Origin of the sequence: Brenneria sp. L3-3C-1 (assembly GCF_016456245.1) — a bacterium.
Lineage (GTDB): Bacteria > Pseudomonadota > Gammaproteobacteria > Enterobacterales > Enterobacteriaceae > Brenneria.
Map to the genome: position 1 here is coordinate 75,751 of NZ_JAEMHF010000005.1, position 26,993 is coordinate 102,743.

The window sequence follows — 26,993 nt, forward strand, 5'->3', positions numbered from 1 at the left end:
GACGTCAACCGACGTCTATTTTTTTTGTCTCAACCCCTTGTTCTTACCGGCTTTCCCTTCGTTTCAAGTTTTCCCGACGCCAGCCTGATTCAACCCGCCTCATCGGGTTTTCCGCTTTCTCGGCTCCGGCGGGAGCCGAGAAATGCTTAACAGACAATTTTTTCCGGTTTGTGAAATGCCATTAATATCATCGCATCATGGCGCTAAAGCGGCGTCGGTCTGCCGTTTAAGCAGTTCTGCCGCAAATTGTCGGCCAAACTGTTCCAGATATTGGCGTTGCAGCATGCATTCGTGCGGTGCCTCCACTTCGTATTCGATCAACTCACCTGATATGTACTGTAACCATAGCGCAGGTTGCTGATCCTTAGCTCTCAGGATATCGGAGGTGGCTCGAATGAAAACCAGATCGCCGTCATAAGCGGTATAGCGACATTCGGTCAGCAGCTTCAGCATCAGTTTGGCGTCTTTCACTAAACGGGTGAGGAACTCTTCACCGATGTTGTCGTTGCCCAGCGCCTCCGCCATTGCACTTTTTAGCCCTTTTATGCCGCTGCGCGGCGCGCCGGCAATAGCCCTTGTCATACGGGTGATGACGGTGGCGTCATCCAGTTTCAGCGAGTCCTGTCCGTTTTGCAGCGGGTAGCTATCAAACATACACAGGAATCTCACTTCTTGACCTTCGGCCTGCAACATCGTTGCTATGCGCAAGGCTATATTACCGCCCACGGACCAGCCGGTTAGGTGATACGGCCCTTGCGGTTGGATGGTGCGGATATGTTGCAGGTACTCTTTCGCCAATTCATCCAGTGAGTGGATCACACGGCGCGGATCGCGCAGGATAGGCGACTGAATAGCGTAGACCGGCTGGTCTTCCGGCAGGAAAGGCAGCAGGCCGGCGAATGACCAGGCGATGCCGCCGCCGGGATGAATGCAGAACAGCGGCGGACGCGCGCCCTTGGTGCGTAGAGGAAGGATCGCGTCGAACGGATCGTCGAGGCAGTCAGCGGGTTTAAGATGCTGCGCCAGCTGGCGCGGGGTGGGGGCGGTCAGGAAGTCGGAGATACTCAGCGAAACGCCGAACTCTTCCCTGATGCGACCGATTAACTGTAGACCCAGTAGGGAGTGGCCTCCCAGAGTAAAGAAGTTCTGGTTGGCGTATACCGTTTCACATTCCAGAATCGATTCGAACAGCCGGCAGATGATTTTCTCCTCCGGCGTACGTGGCGGTATCAGTTCGTTGTCGTCCTGTTGAACGGGAGGCGGCAGTTCGCGGGTCGCTAACTTGCCGTTAGGCGTCAGCGGGAAAGACGGTACGACCATGATAATGCTTGGCAGCATGTGTTGCGGCAACTGACGGCTAAGCGCCTTTTTCACACAGTCGCAGTCCAACTCTCCGCGGCTGTTAGCGACATAGGCAACGATAGCCGGGCCGTGAGCGAGGTTACACAACATGGCTACGGCATCCTCCACGCCGGAGCAGCCAAGAAGCGCGTTCTTTATTTCGCCCAGCTCGATGCGTAGACCGCGCAGCTTGATCTGACTGTCCTTGCGGCCCTGATAGAAGAGACGTCCGGCATGGTCGAAGAATACGCTGTCGCCGGAGCGGTACATGGTGGCGGCCGCATCCAGCAGATCGGGCACAAAGCCTTTGGCCGTCAGGTCCGGGCGATTACGATAGCCTCTGGCTACGCCGGGGCCGCCGATAAATAATTCGCCCCAACTGCCCGGCGGCAACAGGCGCTGCTGTTTATCCACCACGTACAAGCGGGTGTTGGCCGTGGCGGTGCCGATAGAGAAATCGCCGGTGCCGTAGTGGGCATTGATCGAGGTGGCAAACGAGGTTTCCGTCGGGCCGTAGACATTCAGCAGACGGCAGTGGGAGAAACGCGCCAGCAGCGCCGGGGGACAGGGTTCGCCGCCCAGGAGCAGCACGGTGCCCTGTGGAAAGTCCTCTGTCTCATGGTAGGCCAGCAAGCTGGGTGTCAGCACCAGTAGCCGGATATTTTCGCGGCGCACCAGCGTGGCGAGCGGCTTGCCGGGCGTGGTGGAAACTTTGTCGGCGATCGTCAGCGTCGCGCCGGCCAACAGCGTCATCATGATTTCCAACACCGACATGTCGAAACCTGCGGCTATGAATTGCAGCACTCGTTGTCCTGGTTGCAGCCCCGCAGCCTCAATAGCTGTCCGTGCGATAGGCTCCAGGTTGCGGTGAGTCACCTCAACGCCCTTTGGTTTTCCGGTTGAGCCGGAGGTGTAGATCATATAGGCAGACGTGCCCGAATCGAAATCAGCCAGCGGCCGGTCGGCAAGCGGCAGATTTTCCAGTACCTCGGTTGTCAAAAACAGCCGTTTTTCCTGGGGAACGGGGATATTGATCGCGCTGTCGCCAGTGATGATCACCATGGCGGGCGCGGCGTCGTTCAGGATGTATTCGATGCGGGCATCCGGCAGATCCGGAACCACCGGTATGTAGCAGGCGCCCAGTTTAAACAGCGCCACCGCCGCGACCACCCATTCGATACTGCGTGATGTCACCACCGCCACGTCGCTGCCGGGGCATACGCCGAGCGCCCGAAGCCGGCCGGCCAATCGGGTGGCGTAGTTGTCCAACTGAGCATAGCTTAGCGCGCGATCGTCCTGAAGCAGCGCGATCTGTTCGGCATGGGCATGAACCGTGTCGGCGAAAGCATCGCGGAACGTCGGCTGCGGATCGCCCGCGATCGGCAATGGATAAAAACGCTCGCGCTCGCCGGGCAATAGCAGGTCGTAATCGGCAGCCGGCGTGTCGGGCATATTCACGAAATGCTCCAGCAACAGGATAAGTCGCTGGTAGTGTTGTTCCAGAGCCTCGGGCGTATACAGGTCGGCGTTGGCGTCGAAGCCGATCTCCAGGTAACTGTTGTTGCGTTCGAATATATTGATATTCAGATGTCTTGCCGGGCCGTTGGCGACATTTACCACTGTCATTTCACAGTTGTCAAAGCGAATATCCCGATCATAAGACTGGATGTTAAGCAGCGTATTGAACAGCGGTTTATGACCGCGTTCGGCTTGGAGATCGCGGATCATGGTTTCGGAGCGGTAACTCTGGTGCAACAGGTGGTGACGCAACTGGTATTGAATGTTTATGGCAACTGAAAACACCGTGGATTCTGTGGTGAAAGACAGATGCAGCGGCAGGATGTTGGATACCATTGACGGAATGGTGCGAAGCGCCTTGAGCTTGCGGGCGGCGACCGGCATGCCTACGGCCAACTCCGTCTGTCCGGTCATTTTATGCAGGTAGGTTGCGCAGAGAGCCAGCAGTACGCTGGAAAGGCGAAGCTGATGCTCCGATACTGTGGCGCGAAGACGGTCCAGCGTTTTCCCAGTGAAGATCTTGCGCAGTCGGTTTAATGTGACCAGCGGCGCATCGCCCGGCACCAATTGGGTGGCATCCGGCATTTTCAGGCAATATTTGCGCCAGTAGGCCTGGTCTTTGACATAGACGTTGCTGGCATAATATTCCTGTTCCGCTTCGACGACGCTTTTCAGCGGCGACATCGGTAGCGGCGCTACGGTCTCCCCTCGCAGCAGCCGACCGTAGTAATCGGCTATATTGCTAAACAGAATACTGTGGCCGTAGCCATCCATAACGAGATGGGGTCCCAGCTCTATCATCCGGTAAAAGTTTTCCGCCAGTTTGATCAGCACATAGCGGCCCAACGGCGCTTGGGAAAGATCGATATCCTGGCTGAGTAATTCATTCAGAAGCGTTGTGTAAGCCTGTTCGGGATCGGGGATTTCTGAAAAGTCATGCCACTCTAAGAACGATAGCGGCGTATTGGGAAGAAAGTATTGCACACATTGGCTGGAGGTCGGATCGATTTCAAACACGGTATGTAATGCAGCTGTCTTGCCGCAAACGGTGTTAATTGCCTGTTCCAACAAGGGCAGTTGGAGCTGGCCTCTGAATTCGATGATGTCACACAGGTGGTAGTTTTTGTTGCTGCCTGCCTGGGCGATAGCGAGATAGACTTCTTGCTGAGCGGTACTCAGTGGGCAGGTTTCCTTTTCGGACATTAAGGTACTCCTCTTTGTGTGTAGTCTGCTAATTTCGAGCGTAAATTTGTTGATAAGAAGAAGGCATCAGAGGTCATTGAATCTTTTTACCGTTTTGATGGTTGTCAACAATGGGTTCACAAATGGATAGCGGAAGATTGGGCGGGATTGTGTACATCATTATTGCAGCGCTCTTTTAGTGGTAAATCATAATTTTTATTTATCATTTTTATGATAGAAGCAAATTCTCTATTGGCAAAGTTGGACGCGGATGTATTGTGTCCTATCAATGAAACGGCGTTTATTTTGCATGCGTTTGATTGTGTTGATATAAAACAAAGATTTCTTTCGATGAAATAAAAATCCATCTATTCACATGTAATTAATTGATTATTGGTTATTTTTTTGTGGGTGTGAGATGTGCCGATACAGCAAGGCGTTGCCATCGGTGGTATGCGTTTCTGTCTGAGTGCGGTGCGGCCGGATTTGTTGCCGATTCCATCTATCACGCACTTTAACAATTAGTTTAATTAATGTTTTTTTGAGGGGGTAAATGGGGTTTTGATTTTTCCCGACATCATGGGTATCATGCGGCCGCATACTCGAGGTTCAAAATTGATATTTATGATTACAACGCGAGTTTGATCGGCGTCTGTTGATGCATCGATGCAATGGGTTAAATATTCAAATTGGGTCCTCGTACCAATCCTATAGATAACTTGCTTTTTTGCAGTTGTCAGCGTAGTATTTGCCACGTTTTCGGACGCGGGGTGGAGCAGCATGGTAGCTCGTCGGGCTCATAACCCGAAGGTCGTCGGTTCAAATCCGGCCCCCGCAACCACTTAACTTTCCTGGTAGCGCTTTTTTTCAAATAGGCTGTTCAGTAAGTCTCCATCGCTTTCACAGTCATTTTTGAAAGAATCCTTAACTGAAAGTTATGCCGCGTGATTTAGCGGTAATAGGGTCCAGTTGCATAAAGCCCCGATATATCGGGGTTTTTTGTTATTTGGCAACAGAATTACTGGGCTATTAGGCCCTTTTTTTATGTCTTGGGGGTGGGCTTGTCCACATTAGAGCAAAAATTAACAGAGATGATTTCAGCGCCAGTCGAAGCCTTGGGCTACGAATTAGTCGGTATTGAGTTCATCCGGGGTCGCCAATCGACGCTGCGTATCTATATTGATAGTGAAGATGGGATCACTGTTGATGATTGTGCTGATGTCAGCCATCAAGTGAGTGCGGTTTTGGATGTTGAAGATCCTATTACCGTCGCCTACAACCTGGAGGTATCCTCTCCGGGACTTGAGCGTCCTCTGTTCACGGTAGAGCATTATGTGCGCTTCATCGGTGAAGAGGTGACGGTGGTACTGCGTATGGCAGTCCAGAATCGACGTAAATGGTTGGGGATTATCAAAGCCGTTGAGGGCGAGATGATCACCATTACAGTGGAAGGCAAAGACGAAGTGTTCGCGCTGAGCAACATCCAGAAAGCGAACCTGGTACCCCACTTTTAAAGTTTGGATGAGGCAACTAGGATGAATAAAGAGATTCTGGCTGTTGTTGAAGCAGTTTCCAATGAAAAAGCCCTTCCGCGTGAGAAGATTTTTGAAGCGTTGGAAACCGCGCTGGCGACAGCGACCAAGAAAAAATACGAGCAGGAAATTGATGTCCGCGTCAGTATCGATCGTAAAACCGGTGATTTCGATACTTTCCGTCGCTGGCTGATCGTCGACGAAGTTACCCAGCCAACGCGTGAAATTACCCTGGATGCGGCACAGTTCGAAGATCCTGCGCTTGATCTGGGGGATTATGTTGAAGACCAGATTGAGTCTGTGACATTCGACCGTATTACCACCCAAACCGCAAAACAGGTTATTGTGCAGAAAGTGCGCGAAGCCGAGCGCGCAATGGTGGTCGAGCAGTTCCGCGAACAGGAAGGCGAGATTGTCACCGGCGTGGTGAAGAAAGTTAACCGCGATAACATCTCGCTGGATTTAGGCAATAACGCTGAAGCGGTCATCGGTCGTGAAGATATGTTGCCGCGTGAAAACTTCCGCCCAGGCGATCGCATCCGCGGCGTGCTGTATGACGTTCGTCCTGAAGCCCGCGGCGCTCAACTGTTTGTCAGCCGTTCCCGTCCGGAAATGCTGATTGAACTTTTCCGTATTGAAGTGCCGGAAATTGGTGAAGAGGTCATTGAGATTAAGGCCGCCGCCCGCGATCCGGGTTCCCGTGCAAAAATTGCGGTGAAAACCAACGACAAACGTATCGATCCGGTTGGCGCCTGTGTCGGGATGCGCGGCGCGCGAGTGCAGGCGGTATCCAGCGAGCTTGGCGGCGAGCGCATTGATATTATTCTGTGGGATGATAATCCCGCTCAGTTTGTTATCAATGCCATGGCCCCGGCGGACGTGGTTTCCATCGTGGTTGACGAAGATACCTGTACGATGGACATCGCCGTTGAGTCCAGCAATCTGGCGCAGGCGATCGGCCGCAACGGTCAGAACGTGCGCCTGGCCTCTCAGTTACTGAAACAGCATCGTTCAGATGACCGCTGGGAACTGAACGTCATGACGGTGGAAGATCTTCAGGCTAAGCATCAGGCCGAAGCGCATGCCGCCATCGACGTGTTTACCAAGCACCTTGATATTGATGAAGAGTTCGCCACCGTGCTGGTTGAGGAAGGTTTCTCCTCCCTTGAAGAGTTGGCCTATGTGCCAATCAAAGAGCTGCTGGCGATTGAAGGCCTTGATGAAGAGACGGTCGAAGCATTGCGTGAGCGTGCGAAAGCCGCGTTAACCACGCTGGCATTGGCGCAGGAAGAAAGTCTCGGTGACGGCCAACCCGCAGACGATTTGCTCAGCTTACCTGGTCTGTCGCGTGATATGGCATTTAAGCTGGCTGCACGCGGTATTTGCACGCTGGAAGATCTTGCTGAGCAGGGCGTTGACGACCTGACGGATATTGAAGAGCTTAATGATGAAAAAGCCGGCGAGCTGATCATGGCCGCCCGTAATATCTGTTGGTTTGGCGACGACAACGAATAACGAACTGTAGCAGGAAAGGAACAGCATGACAGATGTAACCGTAAAATCGCTGGCCACAGAGATTCAGACTTCGGTTGACCGCCTGATACAGCAGTTTGCTGATGCGGGAATTACCAAGTCTGCATCAGATTCTGTGACTCAGCATGAAAAAGAAACATTATTGACGCACTTGAACCGCGATCGCGGAACTGCGCCAGGCAAATTGACGCTGCAACGTAAAACGCGTAGCACGTTAAACATTCCCAGCACTGGCGGCAAAAGTAAGTCAGTGCAGATCGAAGTCCGCAAGAAACGCACTTATGTAAAACGCGATCCTCTGGATGCCCAGCAGGCGGAAGAGGAAGAGCAGGCACGGCGTGAAGCGGAAGAACAGGCACAACGCGCTGCTGAAGAGCAGGCCAAACGCGAGGCTGAAGAAAAAGCCCGCCGTGAAGCCGCTGATAAAGCTAAACGTGCTGCCGAAGAGCAAGCCAAACGTGAGGCCGCCGAAAAAGCTAAGCGTGATGTAGCGGAAAAAGAAAAAGTGACCAATCAACAAAACGATAGTACCACCAAGCCTGCTCAGGCTGAAAAAGCGAAGCGCGAAGCCGAAGCCGCCGAACTGAAACGTAAAGCCGAAGAAACGGCGCGCCTTAAGGTTGAGGAAGAAGCCCGCCGCATCGCTGAAGAAGCCCGTCGTATGGCGGAAGAGAACGCCGGCCGTTGGGAAGCTGAAAGCGCCGCTAAACCTGAAGAATCCGCCGATTATCATGTGACCACGTCTCATCATGCCCGCGAAGCGGAAGATGAAAGCGATCGTCAGGTGGAAGGCGAACGTCGTACCCGCACCCGCGCGGCAAAAGTGACCAAACAGAAGAAAGGCAACCGCCAGTCCGAATCCAAAGCCGATCGCGAAGAAGCGCGCGCCGTTACCCGTGGCGGTAAAGGCAAGCGCAAGCCCAGCACCTTGCAGCAGAGCTTCAACAAGCCTGCTCAGGCGGTCAACCGCGATGTGGTGATCGGTGAGACGGTGACGGTGGCCGAACTGGCCAACAAGATGGCGGTGAAAGGCTCTCAGGTTATCAAAACGATGATGAAGCTGGGCGCCATGGCGACGATTAACCAGGTTATCGATCAGGAAACCGCGCAACTGGTGGCGGAAGAAATGGGCCACAAAGTCATCCTGCGTCGTGAGAACGAACTGGAAGAAGCGGTAATGAGCGACCGTGATACCGGCGCTGCCGCCGTATCCCGTGCGCCGGTGGTGACCATTATGGGCCACGTTGACCACGGTAAAACGTCGTTGCTGGATTACATCCGTTCAACCAAGGTCGCCGCTGGCGAAGCGGGTGGGATTACTCAGCACATCGGTGCTTACCACGTTGAAACCGACAACGGTATGATCACTTTCCTGGATACCCCGGGACACGCCGCATTTACCGCCATGCGCGCCCGCGGCGCTCAGGCGACGGATATCGTGGTGCTGGTCGTTGCCGCGGATGACGGCGTGATGCCTCAGACCATCGAAGCTATCCAGCATGCCAAGGCAGCGAAAGTGCCGGTGGTTGTCGCGGTGAACAAAATCGATAAACCGGAAGCCGATCCCGATCGGGTGAAAACCGAACTGTCGCAGTACGGTATCATGCCGGAAGAGTGGGGCGGCGAATCGCAGTTTGTGCATGTCTCCGCCAAAGCCGGAACCGGTATCGATGAACTGCTGGATGCCATTTTGTTGCAGGCTGAAGTGCTGGAACTGAAAGCAATCCGCAGCGGTATGGCCAGCGGCGTGGTGATCGAATCCTTCCTGGATAAAGGCCGCGGCCCGGTAGCCACCGTTCTGGTGCGCGAAGGAACGCTGAACAAAGGCGATATCGTGCTGTGCGGCTTTGAATACGGCCGTGTTCGTGCGATGCGCGACGAATTGGGACGTGAGATTACGGAAGCGGGCCCGTCGATTCCGGTGGAAATCCTGGGTCTGTCCGGCGTGCCGGCGGCGGGTGATGAAGCGACCGTGGTGCGTGACGAGAAGAAAGCGCGCGAAGTGGCGCTGTATCGTCAGGGCAAATTCCGTGAAGTCAAACTGGCCCGTCAGCAGAAATCCAAACTGGAAAACATGTTCGCCAACATGACGGAAGGTGAAGTTTCTGAACTGAATATCGTGCTCAAGTCTGACGTTCAGGGGTCTTGTGAAGCCATCTCCGACTCGCTGCAAAAACTGTCTACCGATGAAGTGAAAGTGAAAATTGTCGGTTCCGGCGTGGGCGGTATCACTGAAACGGACGCCACGCTGGCGGCGGCGTCGAATGCGATTATCCTTGGCTTTAACGTGCGTGCCGATGCTTCCGCTCGCCGTATCGTTGAATCCGAAAGTCTGGATCTGCGCTATTATTCAGTCATCTATGATTTGATTGATGAAGTCAAACAGGCGATGAGCGGCATGCTGGCGCCGGAATACAAGCAAGAGATCATCGGCCTGGCGGAAGTTCGCGATGTGTTCAAATCACCGAAATTCGGTGCGGTCGCCGGTTGTATGGTGACGGAAGGCGTGGTTAAACGTCATAACAAGATCCGCGTACTGCGTGAAAACGTGGTTATCTACGAAGGCGAGCTTGAATCCTTGCGTCGCTTTAAAGATGACGTCAACGAAGTCCGCAACGGTATGGAATGTGGTATCGGCGTTAAGAACTACAACGACGTTCGTGCCGGCGATGTGATCGAAGTCTTTGAAACGATTGAGATCAAACGCACAATCGCTTAAGTCGGCGTTAAGCGATGCGATAAGTTGTTCATAGGGGGGCCTTGCGCCCCCCGATTTTTACTTGAGGATTCAACATGGCAAAAGAATTCAGCCGCACCCAGCGCGTGGCGCAGGAAATGCAAAAAGAAATCGCCATTATTATTCAGCGGGAAGTGAAAGATCCGCGCATCGGAATGGCTACCGTATCCGGCGTGGAAGTTTCACGCGATCTGGCTTATGCCAAAGTTTTTGTGACATTTCTGAATGATAACGAACCGGAGCAGGTAAAGACGGCGGTTAAGGCATTGCAGGATGCGTCAGGTTTTATCCGCGTATTGCTGGGAAAAGCGATGCGTTTGCGTGTCGTCCCGGAATTGACGTTTTCCTACGACAATTCACTGGTTGAAGGGATGAGAATGTCTAATCTGGTCACCAACGTTGTCAGACATGATGCTGAACGCCGTTCTGCCACGGGCGAAGATCAGGAGGATTAATGAGTCGTCCTCGTCGCCGTGGCCGTGATGTTCACGGCGTGTTGTTATTAGATAAACCGCAGGGTATGTCTTCTAATGATGTTTTGCAGAAGGTAAAACGAATTTTCAACGCCAATAAAGCGGGCCATACCGGCGCGCTGGATCCGCTGGCAACCGGCATGCTGCCGATTTGTCTGGGGGAGGCGACAAAGTTTTCTCAGTATCTGCTGGATTCCGATAAGCGTTATCGCGTGATTGCCCGCCTTGGGCAGCGTACTGACACCTCCGATGCCGATGGCAATGTGATTGAAGAACGCGCGATGACTTTCTCTACGGCTGAGCTGGAACAGGCGCTGGAAAGTTTTCGCGGTACGACGCAACAGATTCCTTCGATGTATTCGGCGTTGAAGTATCAAGGGCGCCCGTTATACGAGTATGCGCGTCAGGGGCTGGTGGTTCCGCGTGAGGCGCGCGAAATTACCGTTTACGAACTGATATTTATCCGCTGCGAAGGCGATGAGCTTGAGCTGGAAATTCACTGCTCGAAAGGCACCTATATCCGGACCATCATCGATGATCTGGGGGAAAAGCTGGGCTGCGGCGCGCACGTTATTTATCTGCGTCGCTTACAGGTTGCGACTTATCCCATAGAGAGAATGGTGACGCTGGATCGGTTGAATTCCTTACTGGAACAGACACAGGCTGAGGCGTGCTCGCCGGCGCTGCGTCTCGATCCTTTGCTGATGCCGATGGAAAGCCCGGTAATGGATTTCCCTGAAGTCAATCTGAGTTCCGTGGTCGCCGGCTACCTCAAACTCGGCCAGCCGGTTCAGGCGGCGAATGTCCCGGCGGACGGCATGGTGCGTATCACCGAAGGCGAAGCGCGCAAGTTCATTGGCATGGGTGAAATCGACGACGACGGACGTGTCGCTCCCCGTCGTCTGGTGGTTGAATTCCAGGAGTAAGTCCGTCTGTTGCTGCCTTGCTATCGCAAGATGCTGAGAGTAGAATAGCGCGGCTTGACTATTGGGTGGCTGAATTAGAGATCGGCGCCTGTTTTTTTATCTATAATGTTTGGAGTATTACTATGTCTCTAAGTGTTGAAGCAAAAGCTAAAATCGTTGCGGAATTCGGTCGCGGTACTAACGACAGTGGCTCTACCGAAGTCCAGGTCGCTTTGCTGACCGCTCAGATCAACCATCTGCAAGGTCACTTTGCCGAGCACAAAAAGGATCACCACAGCCGTCGTGGTCTGCTGCGTATGGTTTCTCAGCGTCGTAAGCTGCTGGACTACCTGAAGCGTAAAGATGTAGCGCGTTACACTGATCTGATTGCACGTCTGGGTCTGCGTCGCTAAGTCTGCCGAGTTTCAGTGGGAAGGGGCCTCTTTTGGCCCCTTTCTTCTAGGAAGCGCCTGCAAGACAGGGTAATGTATCGTTGTTTTAATTATGATCTTTCATTACAGAGGTTCGCGCGGCTAATGAGAGGCTTTATCTGCATGAGCAGGGTAAAGGTTGTCATTAGTCGTGAGGATGTAGTGCAAAGATCGGAAGTTCACTGGCGCGTTTATCCATAAGTATGACGCGCCCCAGTTAAGGATATTATTTTGCTGAATCCGATCGTTCGTAAATTTCAATATGGTCAACATACCGTCACGTTAGAAACCGGTATGATGGCGCGCCAGGCTACCGCTGCCGTCATGGTAAGCATGGATGATACTGCCGTATTTGTTACCGTTGTCGGCGCCAAACAAGCGAAACCGGGTCAGGGATTCTTCCCGCTGACCGTTAACTATCAAGAGCGTACCTACGCGGCCGGGCGTATCCCAGGCGGTTTCTTCCGCCGTGAAGGGCGTCCGAGCGAAGGTGAAACGCTGATTTCCCGCCTGATTGACCGCCCGATTCGTCCGCTGTTCCCGGAAGGTTTCCTGAATGAAGTTCAGGTTATCGCCACCGTGGTTTCCGTTAACCCGCAGGTCAATCCCGATATCGTGGCGATGATCGGCGCCTCCGCCGCGCTGAGCCTGTCCGGTATCCCGTTCAGCGGGCCTATCGGCGCCGCGCGCGTGGGCTACCTGAACGATCAGTATGTGCTGAACCCGACGACCGACGAACTAAAAGAAAGCCGTCTGGATCTGGTGGTCGCCGGTACGGAAGGCGCGGTGCTGATGGTTGAGTCCGAAGCGGATCTGTTAAGTGAAGATGAAATGCTGGGCGCCGTTGTTTTCGGTCACGAACAACAGCAGATCGTGATTGAAAACATCAATGCGCTGGTTGCCGAAGCCGGTAAACCCAAATGGGAATGGCATGCGCCGGAAATCAACGTCTCCTTGCAGCAACGCGTAGAAGCGCTGTCCGAAGCGCGTCTGGGCGATGCGTACCGCATCACGGAAAAACAGGAGCGTTACGCTCAGGTTGATGCCATTAAAGCCGATGTCGAAGCGGCGTTGCTAGCGGAAGATGAAGCGTTGAACGCCGGCGAAATCCAGGAAATTCTGGGTAACGTAGAGAAAAATGTCGTCCGTAGCCGCGTGCTGCGCGGCGAGCCGCGTATCGACGGTCGCGAAAAAGATATGATCCGCGGTCTGGACGTGCGTACCGGCGTATTGCCGCGTACTCACGGCTCCGCGTTGTTCACCCGCGGCGAGACTCAGGCGCTGGTTACCGCCACGCTGGGTACTGAGCGTGATGCGCAGACCATTGACGAACTGACCGGCGAACGTACCGATCGTTTCCTGCTGCACTATAACTTCCCTCCGTACTCGGTTGGTGAAACCGGTATGGTCGGATCGCCGAAGCGTCGTGAAATCGGTCATGGTCGTCTGGCGAAACGCGGCGTGCTGGCGGTTATGCCTAACGCAAGTCAATTCCCGTACACCGTGCGTGTGGTTTCTGAGATCACCGAATCCAACGGTTCTTCTTCCATGGCGTCTGTCTGCGGCGCGTCTCTGGCGCTGATGGATGCGGGCGTGCCGATTAAAGCGGCCGTCGCGGGTATTGCGATGGGACTGGTAAAAGAAGGCGAAAACTTTGTCGTGCTGTCCGATATTCTGGGTGATGAAGATCATCTGGGCGATATGGACTTTAAAGTGGCCGGCAGCCGTGAAGGCATTACCGCCTTGCAGATGGATATCAAGATCGAGGGGATTACCCGCGAAATCATGCAGGTTGCCTTGAATCAGGCTAAAGGCGCCCGTCTGCACATTCTGGGCGTGATGGAGCAGGCAATCAGCACGCCGCGTGGCGATATTTCCGAATTTGCGCCGCGTATCCATACCATCAAGATCAGCACTGACAAGATCAAGGATGTTATCGGTAAAGGCGGTTCGGTTATCCGTGCGTTGACCGAAGAAACCGGCACCACCATCGAAATTGAAGACGATGGCACGGTGAAGATTGCTTCAACGGATGGCGAAAAAGCCAAACACGCGATTCGTCGTATCGAAGAGATCACGGCTGAAATCGAAGTGGGACGCATTTATCAGGGTAAAGTGACGCGTATCGTTGACTTTGGCGCCTTTGTCGCCATCGGCGGCGGCAAGGAAGGTCTGGTACATATTTCTCAGATCGCCGACAAGCGTGTCGAGAAAGTGACCGACTACCTGCAAATGGGTCAGGAAGTACCGGTTAAGGTACTGGAAGTCGATCGCCAGGGCCGTGTGCGTTTAAGCATTAAAGAAGCCAATGCTCAACCTCAGGAAGCTGCTGTACCGTCTTCTGAGGAAGAATAATCGGTAAAACAGTCACACAGCTCCTTACCGCGTAAGGAGCTGTGTATCGTAAGGAAGGGACATCCTTATGTCGAGCTGTCCGGGACAGGATGTTCATCCAATGTTTGTCTTCGGGAGTGGGAAATGAAGCCTTTCTTGCGTTGGTGTTATGTTGCGACAGCACTTATGCTGGCAGGATGCAGCAACACGGATTGGCGCAAAGACGCAGTATTGGCAGTTCCGTTACAGCCTACTTTGCAGCAGGAAGTGATTCTGGCGCGCATGGAACAAATCCTTGCCAGCCGGGCATTAACCGATGATGAGCGAGCACAGCTATTATATGAGCGCGGAGTGCTGTATGATAGCCTCGGGTTGAGAGCATTGGCGCGAAATGATTTTTCACAAGCGCTGGCGATTCGCCCTGATATACCAGAGGTTTTTAACTATCTGGGGATTTACTTAACGCAGGCAGGCAATTTTGATGCTGCCTATGAAGCGTTTGATTCTGTACTAGAGCTTGATCCAACTTACAATTACGCGCGTTTAAACCGGGGCATCGCTTTGTATTATGGCGGTCGCTACCTGTTAGCGCAGGATGATCTGCTGGCGTTTTATCGAGACGATCCAAATGATCCTTTCCGTTCGTTATGGCTGTATCTTGCGGAGCGAGAAATCAATCCGGAGAATGCCAGGGTAGCGTTGCAGAAACGCTATGACGGAGCGCAGAAAGGGCCGTGGGGATGGAATATTGTCGAATTCTACCTGAGCGGTATCAGTGAAAAAACGCTGATGCAACGTTTGCAGGAAGAGGCTACGGATAACACTTCGCTCGCTGAGCATCTCAGTGAAACTGACTTCTATTTAGGTAAGCACTACCTAAGTCTGGGGGACAAGAACACCGCCTTGGCGCTGTTCAAGCTGACGGTTGCCAACAATGTTCATAATTTTGTTGAGCACCGCTATGCATTGTTGGAATTGGCGCTATTAGGCCAAGAGCAAGACGACCTATCAGGATCGGACCAGCAATAGCTGACGAACAACACTATCAGCCTGAAAAAACTTCGGTTATCACCTTTGCGGGTGAGGGCTTTTTTGTTCGCTTTTTAATCCAATTTGAGCCGGTTCACACTTTTCAATGAAAATGACTGAAAATTTTCTCGACGAGTTATGTAGACTGGCCGCCATTTATGAGGCACGTGTACATGACTGAGTTTGAAACCACTTTTGCTGAGTTGGGGCTGTCTGCTCCAATCATTAATGCCCTGACCGATCTGGGCTACGAAAAACCCTCGCCGATTCAGGCGGAATGTATTCCCCACCTGCTGAGTGGTCGTGATGTGCTGGGTATGGCGCAGACCGGCAGCGGTAAAACCGCGGCGTTCGCGCTGCCCTTGCTGAACAATCTTAAACCTGAGCTGAAAGCGCCGCAGATGCTGGTGCTGGCCCCAACCCGCGAACTGGCGGTGCAGGTTGCTGAAGCCTGTAGTGATTTTGCCAAACACATGCACGGCGTGAACGTGGTTGCCCTATACGGCGGACAGCGTTACGACGTACAGCTGCGCGCGCTGCGCGGCGGCGCGCAGATCGTTGTCGGTACGCCGGGACGTCTGTTGGATCACCTGAAACGCGGCACGCTGAATTTGTCCAATCTGAGCGGCCTGGTGCTGGATGAAGCCGATGAAATGCTGCGTATGGGCTTTATCGACGATGTTGAAAACATCATGGCCCAGATCCCGGCGGAACATCAGACCGCGCTGTTCTCCGCCACCATGCCGGAAGCGATTCGCCGCATTACGCGTCGCTTCATGAAAGATCCGCAGGAAGTGCGTATCCAGTCCAGCATTACCACCCGTCCCGATATCAGCCAGAGCTACTGGACTGTTGCCGGTATGCGTAAAAATGAAGCGCTGGTGCGTTTCCTTGAAGCGGAAGATTTTGATGCGGCGATTATTTTCGTCCGTACCAAAAACGCCACGCTGGAAGTGGCTGAAGCCTTAGAGCGCAGCGGCTATAACAGCGCGGCGCTTAATGGTGATATGAATCAGGCGCTGCGTGAACAGACGCTGGAACGACTGAAAGACGGCCGTCTGGATATTCTGATCGCCACCGACGTTGCCGCCCGTGGTCTGGACGTTGAACGCATCAGCCTGGTGGTAAACTACGATATCCCTATGGATTCGGAGTCTTACGTTCACCGTATCGGCCGTACCGGTCGTGCCGGCCGCGCCGGCCGCGCGTTGCTGTTTGTCGAAAACCGCGAACGCCGTTTGCTGCGTAACATTGAACGCACCATGAAGCTGACTATTCCTGAAGTTGAGCTGCCGAATGCCGAGCTGCTGGGTCAACGTCGTCTGGCGAAATTCGCCGCCAAAGTACAGCAACAGCTGGAAAGCAGCGATCTGGATATGTACCGCGCGCTGCTGGCTAAATTGCAGCCGGAAGAAGAGCTGGATATCGAAACCCTGGCCGCCGCGTTGCTGAAAATGGCGCAGGGCGAGCGTCCGCTGATCCTGCCGCCGGATCCGGTGTTCGATCGTCGTCCGCGTCGTGAATTCCGCGATCGCGATGATGCGCGCGGCGACCGTCGCCGTGAACCTCGCGAAAGCCGTGATGGCGATCGTCCGCCGCGTCGTGAACGTCGTGATGCCGGCGATATGGAGCTGTATCGTATTGAAGTGGGTCGTGATGATGGTGTGGAAGTTCGCCACATTGTGGGGGCGATTGCCAACGAAGGCGATATCAGCAGCCGCTATATCGGCAACATCAAACTGTTCGCTTCTCACTCAACGATTGAGCTGCCAAAGGGAATGCCGGGCGACTTGCTGTCTCACTTCACCCGCACCCGTATCCTGAACAAACCGATGAACATGCAGTTGCTGGGTGATGCTCTGCCGCATGAACGTCGTGAAGGCAATGGCGGGGAGCGCCGTGGCGGTCGACCGGGCGCCGCGCCTCGTCGTTCCTATAGCAACGGCGAACGCCGCGAAGGGAATGGCGGTGAGCGTCGCGAACGTACTTTCAATCGCGACGCCGCGCCGCGTGCGCCACGCCGCCGGCCTGCCGATGCTTAAGGGCGGTTGGCGCAGGGGACGGAATATCTATGCTGTAGATGTTCGATAACCTGACAAATCAATCGCCCCTTATCGAAGGTGATAATGGAATGGAAGAGTAAAGCGTCCGCGCCAGGGATGGCGCGGTTCGAGCTTACAAGGACGTACTTGCAGCGTCTTTACGATCCATCCATTATCGCCGCTCACCGAAGGGATGCAGAAATGCATCCCTTTTTCAATTATGGCCGCATATCGTTCTGAACGCTTATCGCGATCTCAAACGATCGCAGACGAGCCTGATGGTCGAAAATCTGACCGTTGAGCATCACTTCATCGGCTTGCGTTTCGCGCAGCAAACTCTGCAAGCCATGGCGGACTTTTTGCCGATCGCCGACGATCGACAGGCGTAACGTTTGCTCCACGCCAAACTGTTCCGCCGGAGACCAGATGACATCCCTATTTTCCACCGGCGCGGGCAACGGGCCGGGGGTGCCGCGGCGCAGGTTGATGAATTGCTGCTGCATCGAGGTAAACAGGAAACCGGCCTCGCAGTCGCTGTCGGCGGCCACTACGTTGACGCACACCATGGCATAAGGCTTGGGATGCGCGGCCGACGGTTTAAAGGTTTCACGATAAACCTTTAGCGCTTGCAGCAGCAGGTCGGGGGCGAAGTGGGCGGCGAAGGCAAACGGCAGCCCTAAGGCGGCGGCCAGTTGCGCGCTGTACAGGCTCGAACCCAGCAGCCAGATGGGAACCTGTAAACCCTGACCGGGCACCGCCTGCACCGGCTGACCGGGTTCTACATCGGCAAAATAGCGTTGCAGTTCCTGTACGTCTTTGGGGAAATCATCGATTTCGGCGTTCAGATGACGCCGCAACGCCAACATGGTTCGCTGGTCGGTTCCCGGCGCACGGCCTAGCCCAAGGTCGATACGGCCCGGATAAAGCGACTCCAGCGTACCGAACTGTTCGGCGATCACCAGCGGGGAGTGATTCGGCAACATGATGCCGCCGGAACCAAGCCGGATACGTTGCGTGCCCGAGGCGAGATAGCCAATCAGCACCGAGGTGGCGGCGCTGGCAATGCCGGTCATATTGTGGTGTTCCGCCAGCCAGTAGCGATGGTAGCCCCATTTTTCCGCGTGTTGCGCCAGATCCAACGAGTGGCTGAAAGCATCCTGCGCTTTCAACCCGGTCGGTATCGGCGCTAAATCCAGAATAGAAAAGGGGACAGGCTGAAGATCTGTGGACATAGAGAACGCTCGCTTTATCAGGTTCCAGATGGGCTTGAGTATTACGCCGTTTGGCTTAAATTTATACCCGAATCTGAATTTACGGTTGTTAATCGACAGTGCGGAAACCGGATCGTCACCGATAAAACAGCCATACTATTTTATGTTTAAAGCGGGATTCGGTATCGCGTTACAATGTAAAAGGTTTGTTTTAATTTTGTTTAATTATTTTATGTGATGGCGGTGAGGCGTTTCGCGGATCGTGACCCAGCGATCGACACGGGGCGGCCTGGAGTTGATAAGTGAATAAAAAGACGAGATTTACGTTGTTATTGGTGGTGGCGGCCATTGCGCTGGCGGTGCTTTTTCGGGCCAATAATCAGGATATTCTGTTGCAGGGCGAAGTGGATGCGCCTGAGGTGATCGTATCTTCCAAGGCATCCGGACGGGTGACTGAACATCATGTGCGGCGCGGTGATGACGTCAAGTCGGGTCAACTGCTGATTTCGCTGGAGAATGCTGAATTGATCGCGCAGCAGCGCGCGGCGGAAGCCGCCAGAGATCAGGCGCAGGCGCTGCTGGATCAGTCTGAACACGGTACGCGGGAAGAGAGCGTTCGTCAGCTACGGGCGACGCTGGCTCAGGCGCAGGCGCAATACCAGCAGGCTCTGCATGAATATAACCGTCAGAGCAGTATCGCGACAAGAGGCTATGCTTCCGCTTCGGCGCTGGACAGCGCCCGGCAGGCGCGTGATAGCGCCTGGCAGCAGGTGCAGGCCGCGCAGGCCAATCTGGATGAAGGTTTACACGGCGATCGGCCCGAGCAGCGGGAAAACTACGCGGCGGCGCTGCGTCAGGCTGAGCAGCAATTGCAGGAAATCAATGTCCTGGTGGACGAATTGCAGGTGAGAGCGCCGGTGGACGGCGAGGTCGGGCCAATTCCGGCGGAGGTGGGCGTGCTGCTCAACGCCGCCAGTCCGCTTATCACGCTGGTGCGCGTACCGCAGGCCTGGTTGGTGTTTAATTTGCGTGAGGATATTCTGGCCGGCGTACGCAAAGGCGACCGCATCGCCCTGCGAGTGCCTGCGTTGAATAACCGGATGATCGACGCCGAGGTGCGTTATATCGCCCCGTTGGGCGACTACGCCACTAAACGCGCCACGCGGGCCACGGGTGATTTCGACCTGAAGACGTTCGAGGTCAGGCTGTACCCGTTGCAGCCGCAGGAAGGACTGAGGCCGGGAATGAGCGCGCTATGGCAGTGGAAAGAGTAAACGCCGCCTGGCGCAGTTTCAGGGCGTCATTCCGGCTGGAGGTCAACACGGCGCTGCGCAGTCCGGTGGTGCACTGGCTTGTCTGGTGTTTTCCGCTCTTACTGTTCATTCTGCTGGGCAGCATTTTTTCTGTCGGCACGATGCAGGATCTGCCGGTATCGGTGATCGATAACGATCACAGTACGCTGTCTCGCGATCTGATCCGTAAGCTGGATGCCGGATCCCACGCCCGTGTCGTACCGGTTACGGGCGGACTGGATGAGGCGCTGCAACGATTGCGCAGCGCGCAGGATTACGGCCTGCTGTATATTCCGGCGGATTTTGAGGCCGGGGTGCTGGCGGGTCATCAACCCAGCGTGATTTTTTATTACAATGCGCTGTTTTATGGCGCGGGATTTTATTCCACTCTGGATTTCAGCACGTTGATAGCCGAATTCAACGGCCGCTATCGCGGCATTATCGCGCAGGAGTCCGGACATACTCTGCCGGCATTGGGCGATGTCAGCATGGCTTATGGCAGCCTGTTCAACGCCAGCGGCAGCTACGTTTATTATCAGCAGTTCGCCGCCACCATTCATCTGTTACAGCTGTTTGCCGTCACCTGCATGATCTATGTGCTGGAGCGCAGCGGAAGTATTGTCGAACGCCGGCCTTTTATACCGGCGATGCTGGGGAAACTGGCCCCCTACACCCTGTGTTATACCCTGTTGCTGATCGTCGAAATGGCCGTCCTGGTATGGCTTTCGGATGCGCATATGAGCGGGAACCCGTTGTATATGCTGCTGGTGGGATTTTTCTATGTGATGGCGGCGCAGAGCATCGGGGTGCTGCTGTTTACCTTTACCCGCACGGCGCTGACGGCCTATACCATGATGGGGATTATCGTCAGTATCGCGCTGACGTTTTCCGGTCTGGCGGTGCCCGAACTTTCCATGCCGTTGCCGGCGCAGATCATTGCGCAAATTGAGCCGTTGACGCACGCGCTGTATGCGATGTTCGATATCTTCCTGCGTCAGGTATCGCTGTATTCGATCCTCGGGGTGTGTTGCCTGCTGTCGGCTTATCCGCTGGTGACCGGTCTGCTGGTGCGTAACCGGCTTTATCAGCGCCTGAGCCAGCGGGAGGAAAAGCGGTGAAAAGCTACTGGCAAACATTCAGCCGGGTGCTGATGGGGATGCTGGAACGTCCTATGTGGCTGATGCTGCTGGCGTCGCTGTGCGTGATGAGTCTGGTTTACGCCAATCACACGGTGTGGGATTTGCCGGTGGCGGTGATCGATCAGGATCACAGTCGCGCCAGCCGCCTGCTGACCCGTGAGCTGGACGCCACGCCGAAGATCGCGGTAATCGGCTATGACAATCTTCCGCAGGCGCAGCGCGATTTAGTGCGACGCCAGCTATTTGCCGTCATTATCCTGCCGCCGGATCTGGAAAAAAAACTGCTGGCCAGCGCGGCCATTATTATACCGGCCTACGGCGATGCCACTAACCGGCTGGCAAACGGGCAGATTCAGCAGGATGTGCTGGCCGCCTGGCAGCAACTGCTGGCGGTTTATCACCGGGATCTGCTGCTGCGCAGCGGATTCAGCAGCCAGCAGGCTGAGGTGATTCTGATGCCGATGGTGGGGCAGACGCAGGGGTTGTTTAACCCTGGCGTCAGTTTTGCGGCGATTATTTTCCCCGGTTTGCTGGTGATGCTGTTGCAGCACTCCCTGCTGATCGCCTGCGTGCGGGTGAGCATCGCGCTGAAGAGCTCCCCGCAGGGAAAACCCTCCATTGCGGTTTATCTCGGCGGCCTGTCGGCGCTGCTGCCGATCTGGTTTTTCTTGTCGATTGTGCTGTTCGTACTGTGGCCCTGGGTATTGGGCTACCGGCAGACGGCCAATATCGGTGAAATTCTGCTGCTGACTTTTCCGTTTCTGCTGGCGGTGCTGGGGCTGGGCAAACTGCTGACCGAGTGTCTGCGCCGCGTGGAAATGATTTATCTGACGCTGTCGTTTATTACCATGCCGGTTTTTTATCTTTCCGGCACCATCTGGCCCGTCCAGTCGATGCCGGGCTGGGTACAGGCGATCTCAGCGATATTGCCTTCAACCTGGGCGACCAGAGCGATCGCCGGCATCAACCAGATGGATCTGCCGCTGCGCGAAGTAGGGCGCGATGTGGTGATGCTGCTGGTGCTGGGAATGGTGTATACCTTGCTTGGTATTGGCGTGGGATTGCTGCATAACACGGCGCAACTGCGCCGGATATTACGCCGCCGCTTCTGATTCGCGGACGTCTTTGGCGTGTGAGGCCGGCGGCGCGCCGGCTCCGTTTATCCGTCAGCCGCTATTGCACCAGTTCCAGTCCGGCCACCCGTCGCCAGTAGCCGTTGCAGTCCGCGTTTTTCTCCAGCCTCAGCGGCGCCGCGCCGTTTTCGTTGGCGCGGAAGGCATCGACCATCGCCAGCGTCTCTGTCCCTTGAGGCGATAAACGAACGATATCCACCAGCCCGGCCATACCGGCAAGTTCGTTCCCCAGATTGTAGCAATAGCCGCTCTGCGTCTGGATGCCGTTGAGCACGAAAACCTGCTGATTTTCCTGCGACAGCACCTTACGGCCCTGCGGATAATTGATGCAGCAGGTTTCGCATTCATCCTTGGCGCGGTTTTCCGAGCGGGCGGTAAAGCAGCGGGCGGAATAGGCCAGCGGCAGGTGGCCGTAACTCAGCACTTCGACTTCAAACTGATGACGGAATCCAAGCTCGTCGCACTGGTTCAGCAGATGCTGTAGCCAGTCGCGGGACAGCTCCACCGGCATACACCAGCGCACCATGCCCTGTTTGTGCAGCAGGCGCAGGGTATAAGCGTTGTAGCAGTTGAGGGCGTGACCGGCGACAAAAGGCAGATGACGATCGGCGGCCATATTCACGGCGCCCAGATCGTTCGCTTCCAGCAGGAAATCGCCGTTTTCAACGTAGCGCTTTAGTTCATTCAGTTCTGATGGCGCCTGAAGCAGCGCCAGCGTGGAGATCGCCACCTGTTTGCCGCCGGATGCGACCTGACGGGCGAGATCAAGCCAGTCGCCGACTTTCATTGAGCGGCGTTTGCTGCATACCGTCTCGCCGAGATAAACGATGTCCGCGCTGCTGTTCATCGCCGCCTGATAAAACGCTTCGATATCGCTTTTGGGCCAGTAGTAGAGGATGGCGCCTAATGCATATTTCATATTGTCTCCTGCTACTGCCATTTGCGGTGATAGGCGCCCAGCGTGGTTTGCGTGCCTTCCGCCACCGCGCCGAGCGCATCCATCCATTCCTGCGTGGGGCTGAACGTCGCGGGATTGGACAGACAGCGATCGATCGCCTGACGCCAGACGCGGGTTATCTGGCTGACATAGGCGGGGCTGCGCTGGCGTCCTTCTATTTTTACCGAGGCAATATTGGCCGCCAGCAGCTCGGGCAGCAGTTCCAACGTATTCAGGCTGGTGGGTTCTTCGAGCGCATGATAGCGTTGCCCGTCGACCAGATAACGTCCTTTACACAGCGTCGGGTAGCCGGCGTTTTCGTTGTCCTGATAACGGTCAATCAGCACGTTATTGAGGCGGGACTCCATGCCTTTTTCAGTTTGCTGCCAGCGCACAAAGCGCGCCGGCGAGCAGGCGCCCACGGTATTCGGCGATTCGCCGGTCAGATAAGACGAGAGATAGCAGCGGCCTTCCGCCATGATGCACAGGCTGCCGAACGCAAACACTTCCAGCGGCACCGGGCTGGTGCGGGCCAGCTGTTTTACCTGATGAATCGAAAGTACCCGGGGCAGAACAATGCGCGAGACATCGAAGTGGCGCTGGTAAAAATGAATCGCTTCCGTATTGGTGGCGGAAGCCTGTACCGAGACGTGGCGCTCAATATCGGGATAGCGTTCCGCGGCATACTCCAGCATCGCCAGATCGGCCAGGATCAGGGCATCCGCGCCAATTTGCGCCGCCAGGTCGACGGCGCGCTGCCAGCGCGCGAAACCATCGGGATGCGCAAAGGTATTGATGGCGATATGAAGCTTACGCCGATGTCGCCGCACGTACTCACAGGCTTCCTGTAGTTTCTTGTCGGTAAAGTTAAGTCCGGCGAAATGGCGTGCGTTAGTGTCATCTTTCAGGCCGATATAGACGGCGTCTGCGCCATTATCGATAGCGGCTTTCAGTGCCGGTAGGTTTCCGGCGGGGCAAAGCAGTTCCATACACGATCCTTCATTAATCAAAGCGCTCAGAAGAGTCAACGCGCCGATACGATCAATGATGTTGGTGGACTAATGAGATTTGTTATCAGTCGATGAATGTTTTTAACGATAGAGAATCTTAATTAACCTGATACGGCGGGACTTTGATTTAAACCAGCTAATCGTGTAATGAAAGAAGACAGCTTGCATCTGCATTGGCGGGATAGGCGAAGAACAGACTAAATTATTGACATAGACCTCGGCTGCCTTTGTGTGATGTGGCAGAATGGCTATAGATTGTCTGAACGGACAGATCGCGTTAAGAGGAGTACGCCAGTGTTGGAAAAACTACGGGCGCAGATTGTGCGCCAGGGGCCGGGCTTATTGGGTAAGCCATTAAAGTTCACTCCTTTTGCCTTACAGCGTCAGGTTCTGGAGCAAATGTTGAGCTGGCAGTTTCGTCAGGCGCTGGAGGACGGCGATCTGGCGTTTCTGGCCGATCGCTGGTTAAAGATTGAGGTTCGGGACATCGGCTTGCAGTGGTGTATGACGCTGCGCGATAACCGGCTGGTGGTGAGCAATCAGGAAGTGGCGGACGTCAGCTTCAGCGCCGATGCGAACGATCTCATCCTGATCGCGGCGCGTAAGGAAGATCCGGATACGCTGTTTTTTCAGCGTCGATTGCGTATCGAGGGCGACACCGAACTCGGGCTGTATGTCAAAAACCTGATGGACGCCATTGAACTGGAAGCTATGCCGGCGCCATTGCGTATCGGGTTGTTGCAGCTGGCCGATTTTGTCGAGGCGGGTTTACAAGAGGGCGTGGTTCAATCCGCTAATCATGCATCTGTCTCATGTTAGTGCGTGTTGAAATACCGGTCGATGCGGCGGGGATCGATAGCCTGTTGCGTCGGGTATTTCCGACGGAGGCCGAGGCCGATCTGATCCATCAACTGCGTGAAGATGGGCAGCTAACGTTAGGCATTGTCGCGACGGATGATGAAGGCGGCGTGGTGGGATATGCCGCATTCAGCCCGGTACTCATTGAAGGAGAAGATCGTCAATGGGTGGCGCTGGCCCCGTTGGCGGTGGAAGAAAGCCTGCGTCGGCAAGGGTTGGGCGAACAACTGGTGTATGAGGGTCTGGATGCGCTCAATGAGTTCGGCTACACCGCAGTGGTGGTATTGGGCGATCCGGCCTATTATGCCCGGTTTGGTTTCGTTCCGGCGGCGGAACAACAGTTGTATTGCCGTTGGCCTGAGAGCGACGCCGCCTTTCAGGTGTATCCGCTGGCGGATAACCATTTCGAAGGGGCGAGCGGGCTGGTGCAATATGCCGAGCCCTTTAATCGTTTCTAGGATAAACGGTCGGATAGCGATACGGGCTGGTCTTGCACCAGCCGTTCTTTTTGCTCTTTGCTTAACTGCTTGATACGGTATTCCAGCTTTAACGCGCTTGAGCGATCGCCCGCCAGACACTGGAACGCCAGCGTCAATTCGCCTTTTCCCCGCAGTGCTTTCGCCCCCTTTCCTGACTGATGCTGAGCCAGCCGGCGGGTCACATCCGTGGTGATGCCGGTGTAGAGCAGGCCGGTTGCCGTACGCAGCATATACAAATACCAGTGGGGAGCGGCGGAGTGTGCGGTCATGGTTTTATTTATCGCTTTTGTCGCATGGGTCTGCGGGCATTCTACGACGCCTGCGCGACAGATTGAAGTCGGGCGGCGTCTGTTGGAAAAAACGTGTCTGACGATGCCCGCAGGTTAGCGCTGCGTTATACTCTGCTTCATGATTAATGGTATATCCGGGGGAAGGTATGTCGCATACCATTAAGGGTAAGAAAAAGCTGCTGGCGCGCGTCAGGCGTATAAAAGGCCAGACCGAATCGATTGAAAAAGCGCTGGAAAGCGGGATGCCCTGCCTGAATATTTTGCAGCAGATAGCGGCGGTGCGCGGCGCGGTCAATGGTCTGATGACGGAAGTGCTGGAAGGGCATATCCGTGAGCATTTAATGGATGAAAGCCACTCATCGCAAGAGCGCAGCAGCGATCTTGAAGAGATTGTCTCCGTGATCCGATCCTACCTCAAATAAAGATTCCGCACCCGGCGGGCGGCGTAGTGTCGTCCGCGGTATTCCTCTTGTTATCCGGCTATTTTGCTTTTCGCTGATGATTAGGTTCACTGTTTCATTAAGTGTAATATACTGGGGGGGAGTATATTACAGGGGCGAGGGAGCAGGTGATGTCATTGACACAGGTAAGCGGATCGCATTCACATGTTTTTGATGAGGGGAATCCTCTGGCGGAAAGAAACACCCGCTATGCCACATTGCTGACGGCGGTGATGATGGTGGTTGAGATTCTGGGCGGCTGGTATTTCAACTCCATGGCGCTGCTGGCCGACGGTTGGCATATGAGCTCCCACGCGCTGGCGCTGGGGCTTTCCGCGCTGGCATATGCAACCGCCCGAAGGCTGGCCTCTGATACGCGTTTTACTTTCGGCACCTGGAAGATCGAAATTCTCGGGGGCTTCACCAGCGCCATTCTGCTGGCGATCGTGGCGCTGGTTATGCTGTATGAGTCGGTAGAACGGTTATTCTATCCGACTGCGATCCAATACGATCAGGCGATTGCGATTGCTGTGGTCGGTTTGCTGGTTAATCTGGCCTGCGCCTGGCTGCTGCGCGGCCACCATTCACATGGCGATGGTCACTCGCACGGACATCGCCATGCACATGACGACCCTCATTCGCACCACGATCCTCATTCACATCACCCTCATCCCGAGCACCAGGCGCATACGTCCCATGAGGGGCATCAGGATCTGAATCTGCGTTCGGCCTATCTCCACGTGATCGCCGATGCGGCGACGTCCGTTCTGGCGATTGTGGCGCTGATCGGCGGCAAGCTGTGGGGCGCCGCCTGGTTGGATCCGGTTATGGGGATTGTGGGCGCCATCTTGGTTGCCGTATGGGCTTATGGCTTGATTCGCCAGACGAGTCGCGTTTTGCTGGATGCGGAAATGGATGCGCCGGTAGTCAATGAAATCAAGGACGTTATCGAAGCCAGTCCCATTGCCGCTGAGCTAACCGATCTACACGTATGGCGGGTGGGAACGGCAAAATATGCCTGTATCCTGAGTTTGACGACCGAACAGCCCGTCAGCCCCGACTATTACAAGCGGCAGTTGGCCATACATGAGGAACTGGTTCACATCACCGTTGAAGTTAACGCCATCCCTGCGGGATAACCTGCCTG

Annotated in this window: 22 protein-coding genes and 1 tRNA gene; 18 read left to right on the plus strand and 5 right to left on the minus strand. The window is 54.9% G+C overall.

Features of this window, described 5'->3' with window-relative positions; genetic code table 11:
* Positions 1-195 precede the first annotated feature (195 nt).
* A complete protein-coding gene (locus JG725_RS12075) occupies positions 196-4,062 on the minus strand; it encodes a non-ribosomal peptide synthetase (protein WP_199378170.1) in 3,867 nt (1,288 codons plus the stop codon).
* Between the two features lie 743 nt (positions 4,063-4,805).
* On the opposite strand from JG725_RS12075, the gene JG725_RS12080 reads away from it, so the two are divergent.
* From JG725_RS12080 to JG725_RS12130, 11 genes are all read left to right on the plus strand, one after another.
* Positions 4,806-4,882, plus strand: a tRNA-Met gene (locus tag JG725_RS12080).
* Positions 4,883-5,102: 220 nt separating this feature from the next.
* Positions 5,103-5,555, plus strand: a complete 453-nt coding sequence (gene rimP, locus JG725_RS12085) for a ribosome maturation factor RimP (protein ID WP_172290161.1) — start codon at positions 5,103-5,105, stop codon at positions 5,553-5,555.
* Between the two features lie 21 nt (positions 5,556-5,576).
* Positions 5,577-7,088, plus strand: a complete 1,512-nt coding sequence (gene nusA, locus JG725_RS12090) for a transcription termination factor NusA (protein WP_172290160.1) — start codon at positions 5,577-5,579, stop codon at positions 7,086-7,088.
* Between the two features lie 25 nt (positions 7,089-7,113).
* The gene (gene infB / locus JG725_RS12095) at positions 7,114-9,825 is read left to right on the plus strand and encodes a translation initiation factor IF-2 (protein ID WP_172290159.1); all 2,712 of its coding nucleotides are present in this window, start codon (positions 7,114-7,116) and stop codon (positions 9,823-9,825) included.
* 74 nt (positions 9,826-9,899) lie between these two features.
* Entirely contained in the window at positions 9,900-10,298 is a 399-nt protein-coding gene (gene rbfA / locus JG725_RS12100) for a 30S ribosome-binding factor RbfA (RefSeq protein ID WP_172290158.1), read from the plus strand.
* The gene (gene truB / locus JG725_RS12105) at positions 10,298-11,242 is read left to right on the plus strand and encodes a tRNA pseudouridine(55) synthase TruB (RefSeq protein WP_199378172.1); all 945 of its coding nucleotides are present in this window, start codon (positions 10,298-10,300) and stop codon (positions 11,240-11,242) included. The genes rbfA and truB overlap by 1 nt, the downstream gene beginning before the upstream one ends.
* 122 nt (positions 11,243-11,364) lie before the next feature.
* Positions 11,365-11,634, plus strand: coding sequence for a 30S ribosomal protein S15 (gene rpsO, locus JG725_RS12110; RefSeq protein ID WP_172290156.1), 270 nt, complete (start codon positions 11,365-11,367; stop codon positions 11,632-11,634).
* 249 nt (positions 11,635-11,883) lie between these two features.
* Positions 11,884-14,007 carry a polyribonucleotide nucleotidyltransferase gene (pnp, locus tag JG725_RS12115; RefSeq protein WP_172290155.1) on the plus strand — a complete coding sequence of 708 codons (2,124 nt, stop codon included), beginning with the start codon at positions 11,884-11,886 and terminating at the stop codon, positions 14,005-14,007.
* A gap of 123 nt (positions 14,008-14,130) precedes the next feature.
* Positions 14,131-15,015, plus strand: a complete 885-nt coding sequence (nlpI, locus tag JG725_RS12120) for a lipoprotein NlpI (protein ID WP_172290154.1) — start codon at positions 14,131-14,133, stop codon at positions 15,013-15,015.
* A gap of 112 nt (positions 15,016-15,127) precedes the next feature.
* The gene (gene yrbN / locus JG725_RS20880) at positions 15,128-15,196 is read left to right on the plus strand and encodes a protein YrbN (protein WP_368073407.1); all 69 of its coding nucleotides are present in this window, start codon (positions 15,128-15,130) and stop codon (positions 15,194-15,196) included.
* Entirely contained in the window at positions 15,189-17,057 is a 1,869-nt protein-coding gene (locus JG725_RS12130) for a DEAD/DEAH family ATP-dependent RNA helicase (protein ID WP_172290153.1), read from the plus strand. The genes yrbN and JG725_RS12130 overlap by 8 nt, the downstream gene beginning before the upstream one ends.
* Positions 17,058-17,275: 218 nt before the next feature.
* On the opposite strand, the gene JG725_RS12135 is transcribed toward JG725_RS12130, so the two are convergent.
* Positions 17,276-18,289, minus strand: a complete 1,014-nt coding sequence (locus tag JG725_RS12135) for a luciferase-like monooxygenase (protein ID WP_199378174.1) — start codon at positions 18,287-18,289, stop codon at positions 17,276-17,278.
* 281 nt (positions 18,290-18,570) lie between these two features.
* Between JG725_RS12135 and JG725_RS12140 the strand changes: the two genes are divergently transcribed.
* Genes JG725_RS12140 through JG725_RS12150 form a run of 3 tightly spaced genes read left to right on the plus strand, consistent with a single transcriptional unit; the run spans position 18,571 to position 21,811 of the window.
* Complete coding sequence (locus JG725_RS12140; protein WP_199378176.1) at positions 18,571-19,542, plus strand: HlyD family secretion protein; 972 nt, start codon at positions 18,571-18,573, stop codon at positions 19,540-19,542.
* Positions 19,524-20,678, plus strand: a complete 1,155-nt coding sequence (locus JG725_RS12145) for an ABC transporter permease (protein WP_199378178.1) — start codon at positions 19,524-19,526, stop codon at positions 20,676-20,678. The genes JG725_RS12140 and JG725_RS12145 overlap by 19 nt, the downstream gene beginning before the upstream one ends.
* A complete protein-coding gene (locus JG725_RS12150; RefSeq protein ID WP_199378180.1) occupies positions 20,675-21,811 on the plus strand; it encodes an ABC transporter permease in 1,137 nt (378 codons plus the stop codon). Before JG725_RS12145 ends, JG725_RS12150 begins: the two co-directional genes overlap by 4 nt.
* A gap of 61 nt (positions 21,812-21,872) precedes the next feature.
* Here the strand turns inward: JG725_RS12150 and JG725_RS12155 are convergent, their stop codons facing one another.
* Together JG725_RS12155 and JG725_RS12160 are read right to left on the minus strand one after the other, a co-directional pair.
* Complete coding sequence (locus JG725_RS12155; protein ID WP_172290148.1) at positions 21,873-22,751, minus strand: U32 family peptidase; 879 nt, start codon at positions 22,749-22,751, stop codon at positions 21,873-21,875.
* Positions 22,752-22,762: 11 nt separating this feature from the next.
* Entirely contained in the window at positions 22,763-23,758 is a 996-nt protein-coding gene (locus JG725_RS12160) for a peptidase U32 family protein (protein WP_172290147.1), read from the minus strand.
* Between the two features lie 315 nt (positions 23,759-24,073).
* Between JG725_RS12160 and JG725_RS12165 the strand changes: the two genes are divergently transcribed.
* Together JG725_RS12165 and JG725_RS12170 are read left to right on the plus strand one after the other, a co-directional pair.
* On the plus strand, positions 24,074-24,598 hold the full coding sequence (locus tag JG725_RS12165) for an SCP2 domain-containing protein (RefSeq protein ID WP_172290146.1): 525 nt from the start codon (positions 24,074-24,076) through the stop codon (positions 24,596-24,598).
* The gene (locus tag JG725_RS12170; protein WP_172290145.1) at positions 24,592-25,095 is read left to right on the plus strand and encodes a GNAT family N-acetyltransferase; all 504 of its coding nucleotides are present in this window, start codon (positions 24,592-24,594) and stop codon (positions 25,093-25,095) included. Before JG725_RS12165 ends, JG725_RS12170 begins: the two co-directional genes overlap by 7 nt.
* Here the strand turns inward: JG725_RS12170 and JG725_RS12175 are convergent.
* Entirely contained in the window at positions 25,092-25,385 is a 294-nt protein-coding gene (locus JG725_RS12175; RefSeq protein WP_172290418.1) for a GIY-YIG nuclease family protein, read from the minus strand. The two genes, JG725_RS12170 and JG725_RS12175, sit on opposite strands and share 4 nt — an antisense overlap.
* 167 nt (positions 25,386-25,552) lie before the next feature.
* Here JG725_RS12175 and JG725_RS12180 point away from each other — a divergent pair, with 167 nt between their 5' ends.
* Both JG725_RS12180 and dmeF read left to right on the plus strand, forming a co-directional pair.
* Complete coding sequence (locus tag JG725_RS12180; RefSeq protein ID WP_172290144.1) at positions 25,553-25,828, plus strand: metal/formaldehyde-sensitive transcriptional repressor; 276 nt, start codon at positions 25,553-25,555, stop codon at positions 25,826-25,828.
* A gap of 149 nt (positions 25,829-25,977) precedes the next feature.
* Positions 25,978-26,985 (plus strand): CDF family Co(II)/Ni(II) efflux transporter DmeF, encoded by a 1,008-nt coding sequence (gene dmeF / locus JG725_RS12185; RefSeq protein WP_172290143.1) that lies wholly within the window; start codon positions 25,978-25,980, stop codon positions 26,983-26,985.
* The last annotated feature ends 8 nt before the right edge of the window (positions 26,986-26,993 follow it).

Excerpts from the sequence above, each read along its gene's own strand:
- JG725_RS12075 (WP_199378170.1), bottom strand. The coding sequence starts at position 4,062 with ATGTCCGAAAAGGAAACCTGCCCACTGAGTACCGCTCAGCAAGAAGTC.
- nusA (WP_172290160.1), top strand. The coding sequence starts at position 5,577 with ATGAATAAAGAGATTCTGGCTGTTGTTGAAGCAGTTTCCAATGAAAAA.
- infB (WP_172290159.1), top strand. The coding sequence starts at position 7,114 with ATGACAGATGTAACCGTAAAATCGCTGGCCACAGAGATTCAGACTTCG.
- rbfA (WP_172290158.1), top strand. The coding sequence starts at position 9,900 with ATGGCAAAAGAATTCAGCCGCACCCAGCGCGTGGCGCAGGAAATGCAA.
- truB (WP_199378172.1), top strand. The coding sequence starts at position 10,298 with ATGAGTCGTCCTCGTCGCCGTGGCCGTGATGTTCACGGCGTGTTGTTA.
- rpsO (WP_172290156.1), top strand. The coding sequence starts at position 11,365 with ATGTCTCTAAGTGTTGAAGCAAAAGCTAAAATCGTTGCGGAATTCGGT.
- nlpI (WP_172290154.1), top strand. The coding sequence starts at position 14,131 with ATGAAGCCTTTCTTGCGTTGGTGTTATGTTGCGACAGCACTTATGCTG.
- JG725_RS12130 (WP_172290153.1), top strand. The coding sequence starts at position 15,189 with ATGACTGAGTTTGAAACCACTTTTGCTGAGTTGGGGCTGTCTGCTCCA.
- JG725_RS12135 (WP_199378174.1), bottom strand. The coding sequence starts at position 18,289 with ATGTCCACAGATCTTCAGCCTGTCCCCTTTTCTATTCTGGATTTAGCG.
- JG725_RS12145 (WP_199378178.1), top strand. The coding sequence starts at position 19,524 with ATGGCAGTGGAAAGAGTAAACGCCGCCTGGCGCAGTTTCAGGGCGTCA.
- JG725_RS12155 (WP_172290148.1), bottom strand. The coding sequence starts at position 22,751 with ATGAAATATGCATTAGGCGCCATCCTCTACTACTGGCCCAAAAGCGAT.
- JG725_RS12160 (WP_172290147.1), bottom strand. The coding sequence starts at position 23,758 with ATGGAACTGCTTTGCCCCGCCGGAAACCTACCGGCACTGAAAGCCGCT.
- JG725_RS12170 (WP_172290145.1), top strand. The coding sequence starts at position 24,592 with ATGTTAGTGCGTGTTGAAATACCGGTCGATGCGGCGGGGATCGATAGC.
- JG725_RS12175 (WP_172290418.1), bottom strand. The coding sequence starts at position 25,385 with ATGACCGCACACTCCGCCGCTCCCCACTGGTATTTGTATATGCTGCGT.
- JG725_RS12180 (WP_172290144.1), top strand. The coding sequence starts at position 25,553 with ATGTCGCATACCATTAAGGGTAAGAAAAAGCTGCTGGCGCGCGTCAGG.
- dmeF (WP_172290143.1), top strand. The coding sequence starts at position 25,978 with ATGTCATTGACACAGGTAAGCGGATCGCATTCACATGTTTTTGATGAG.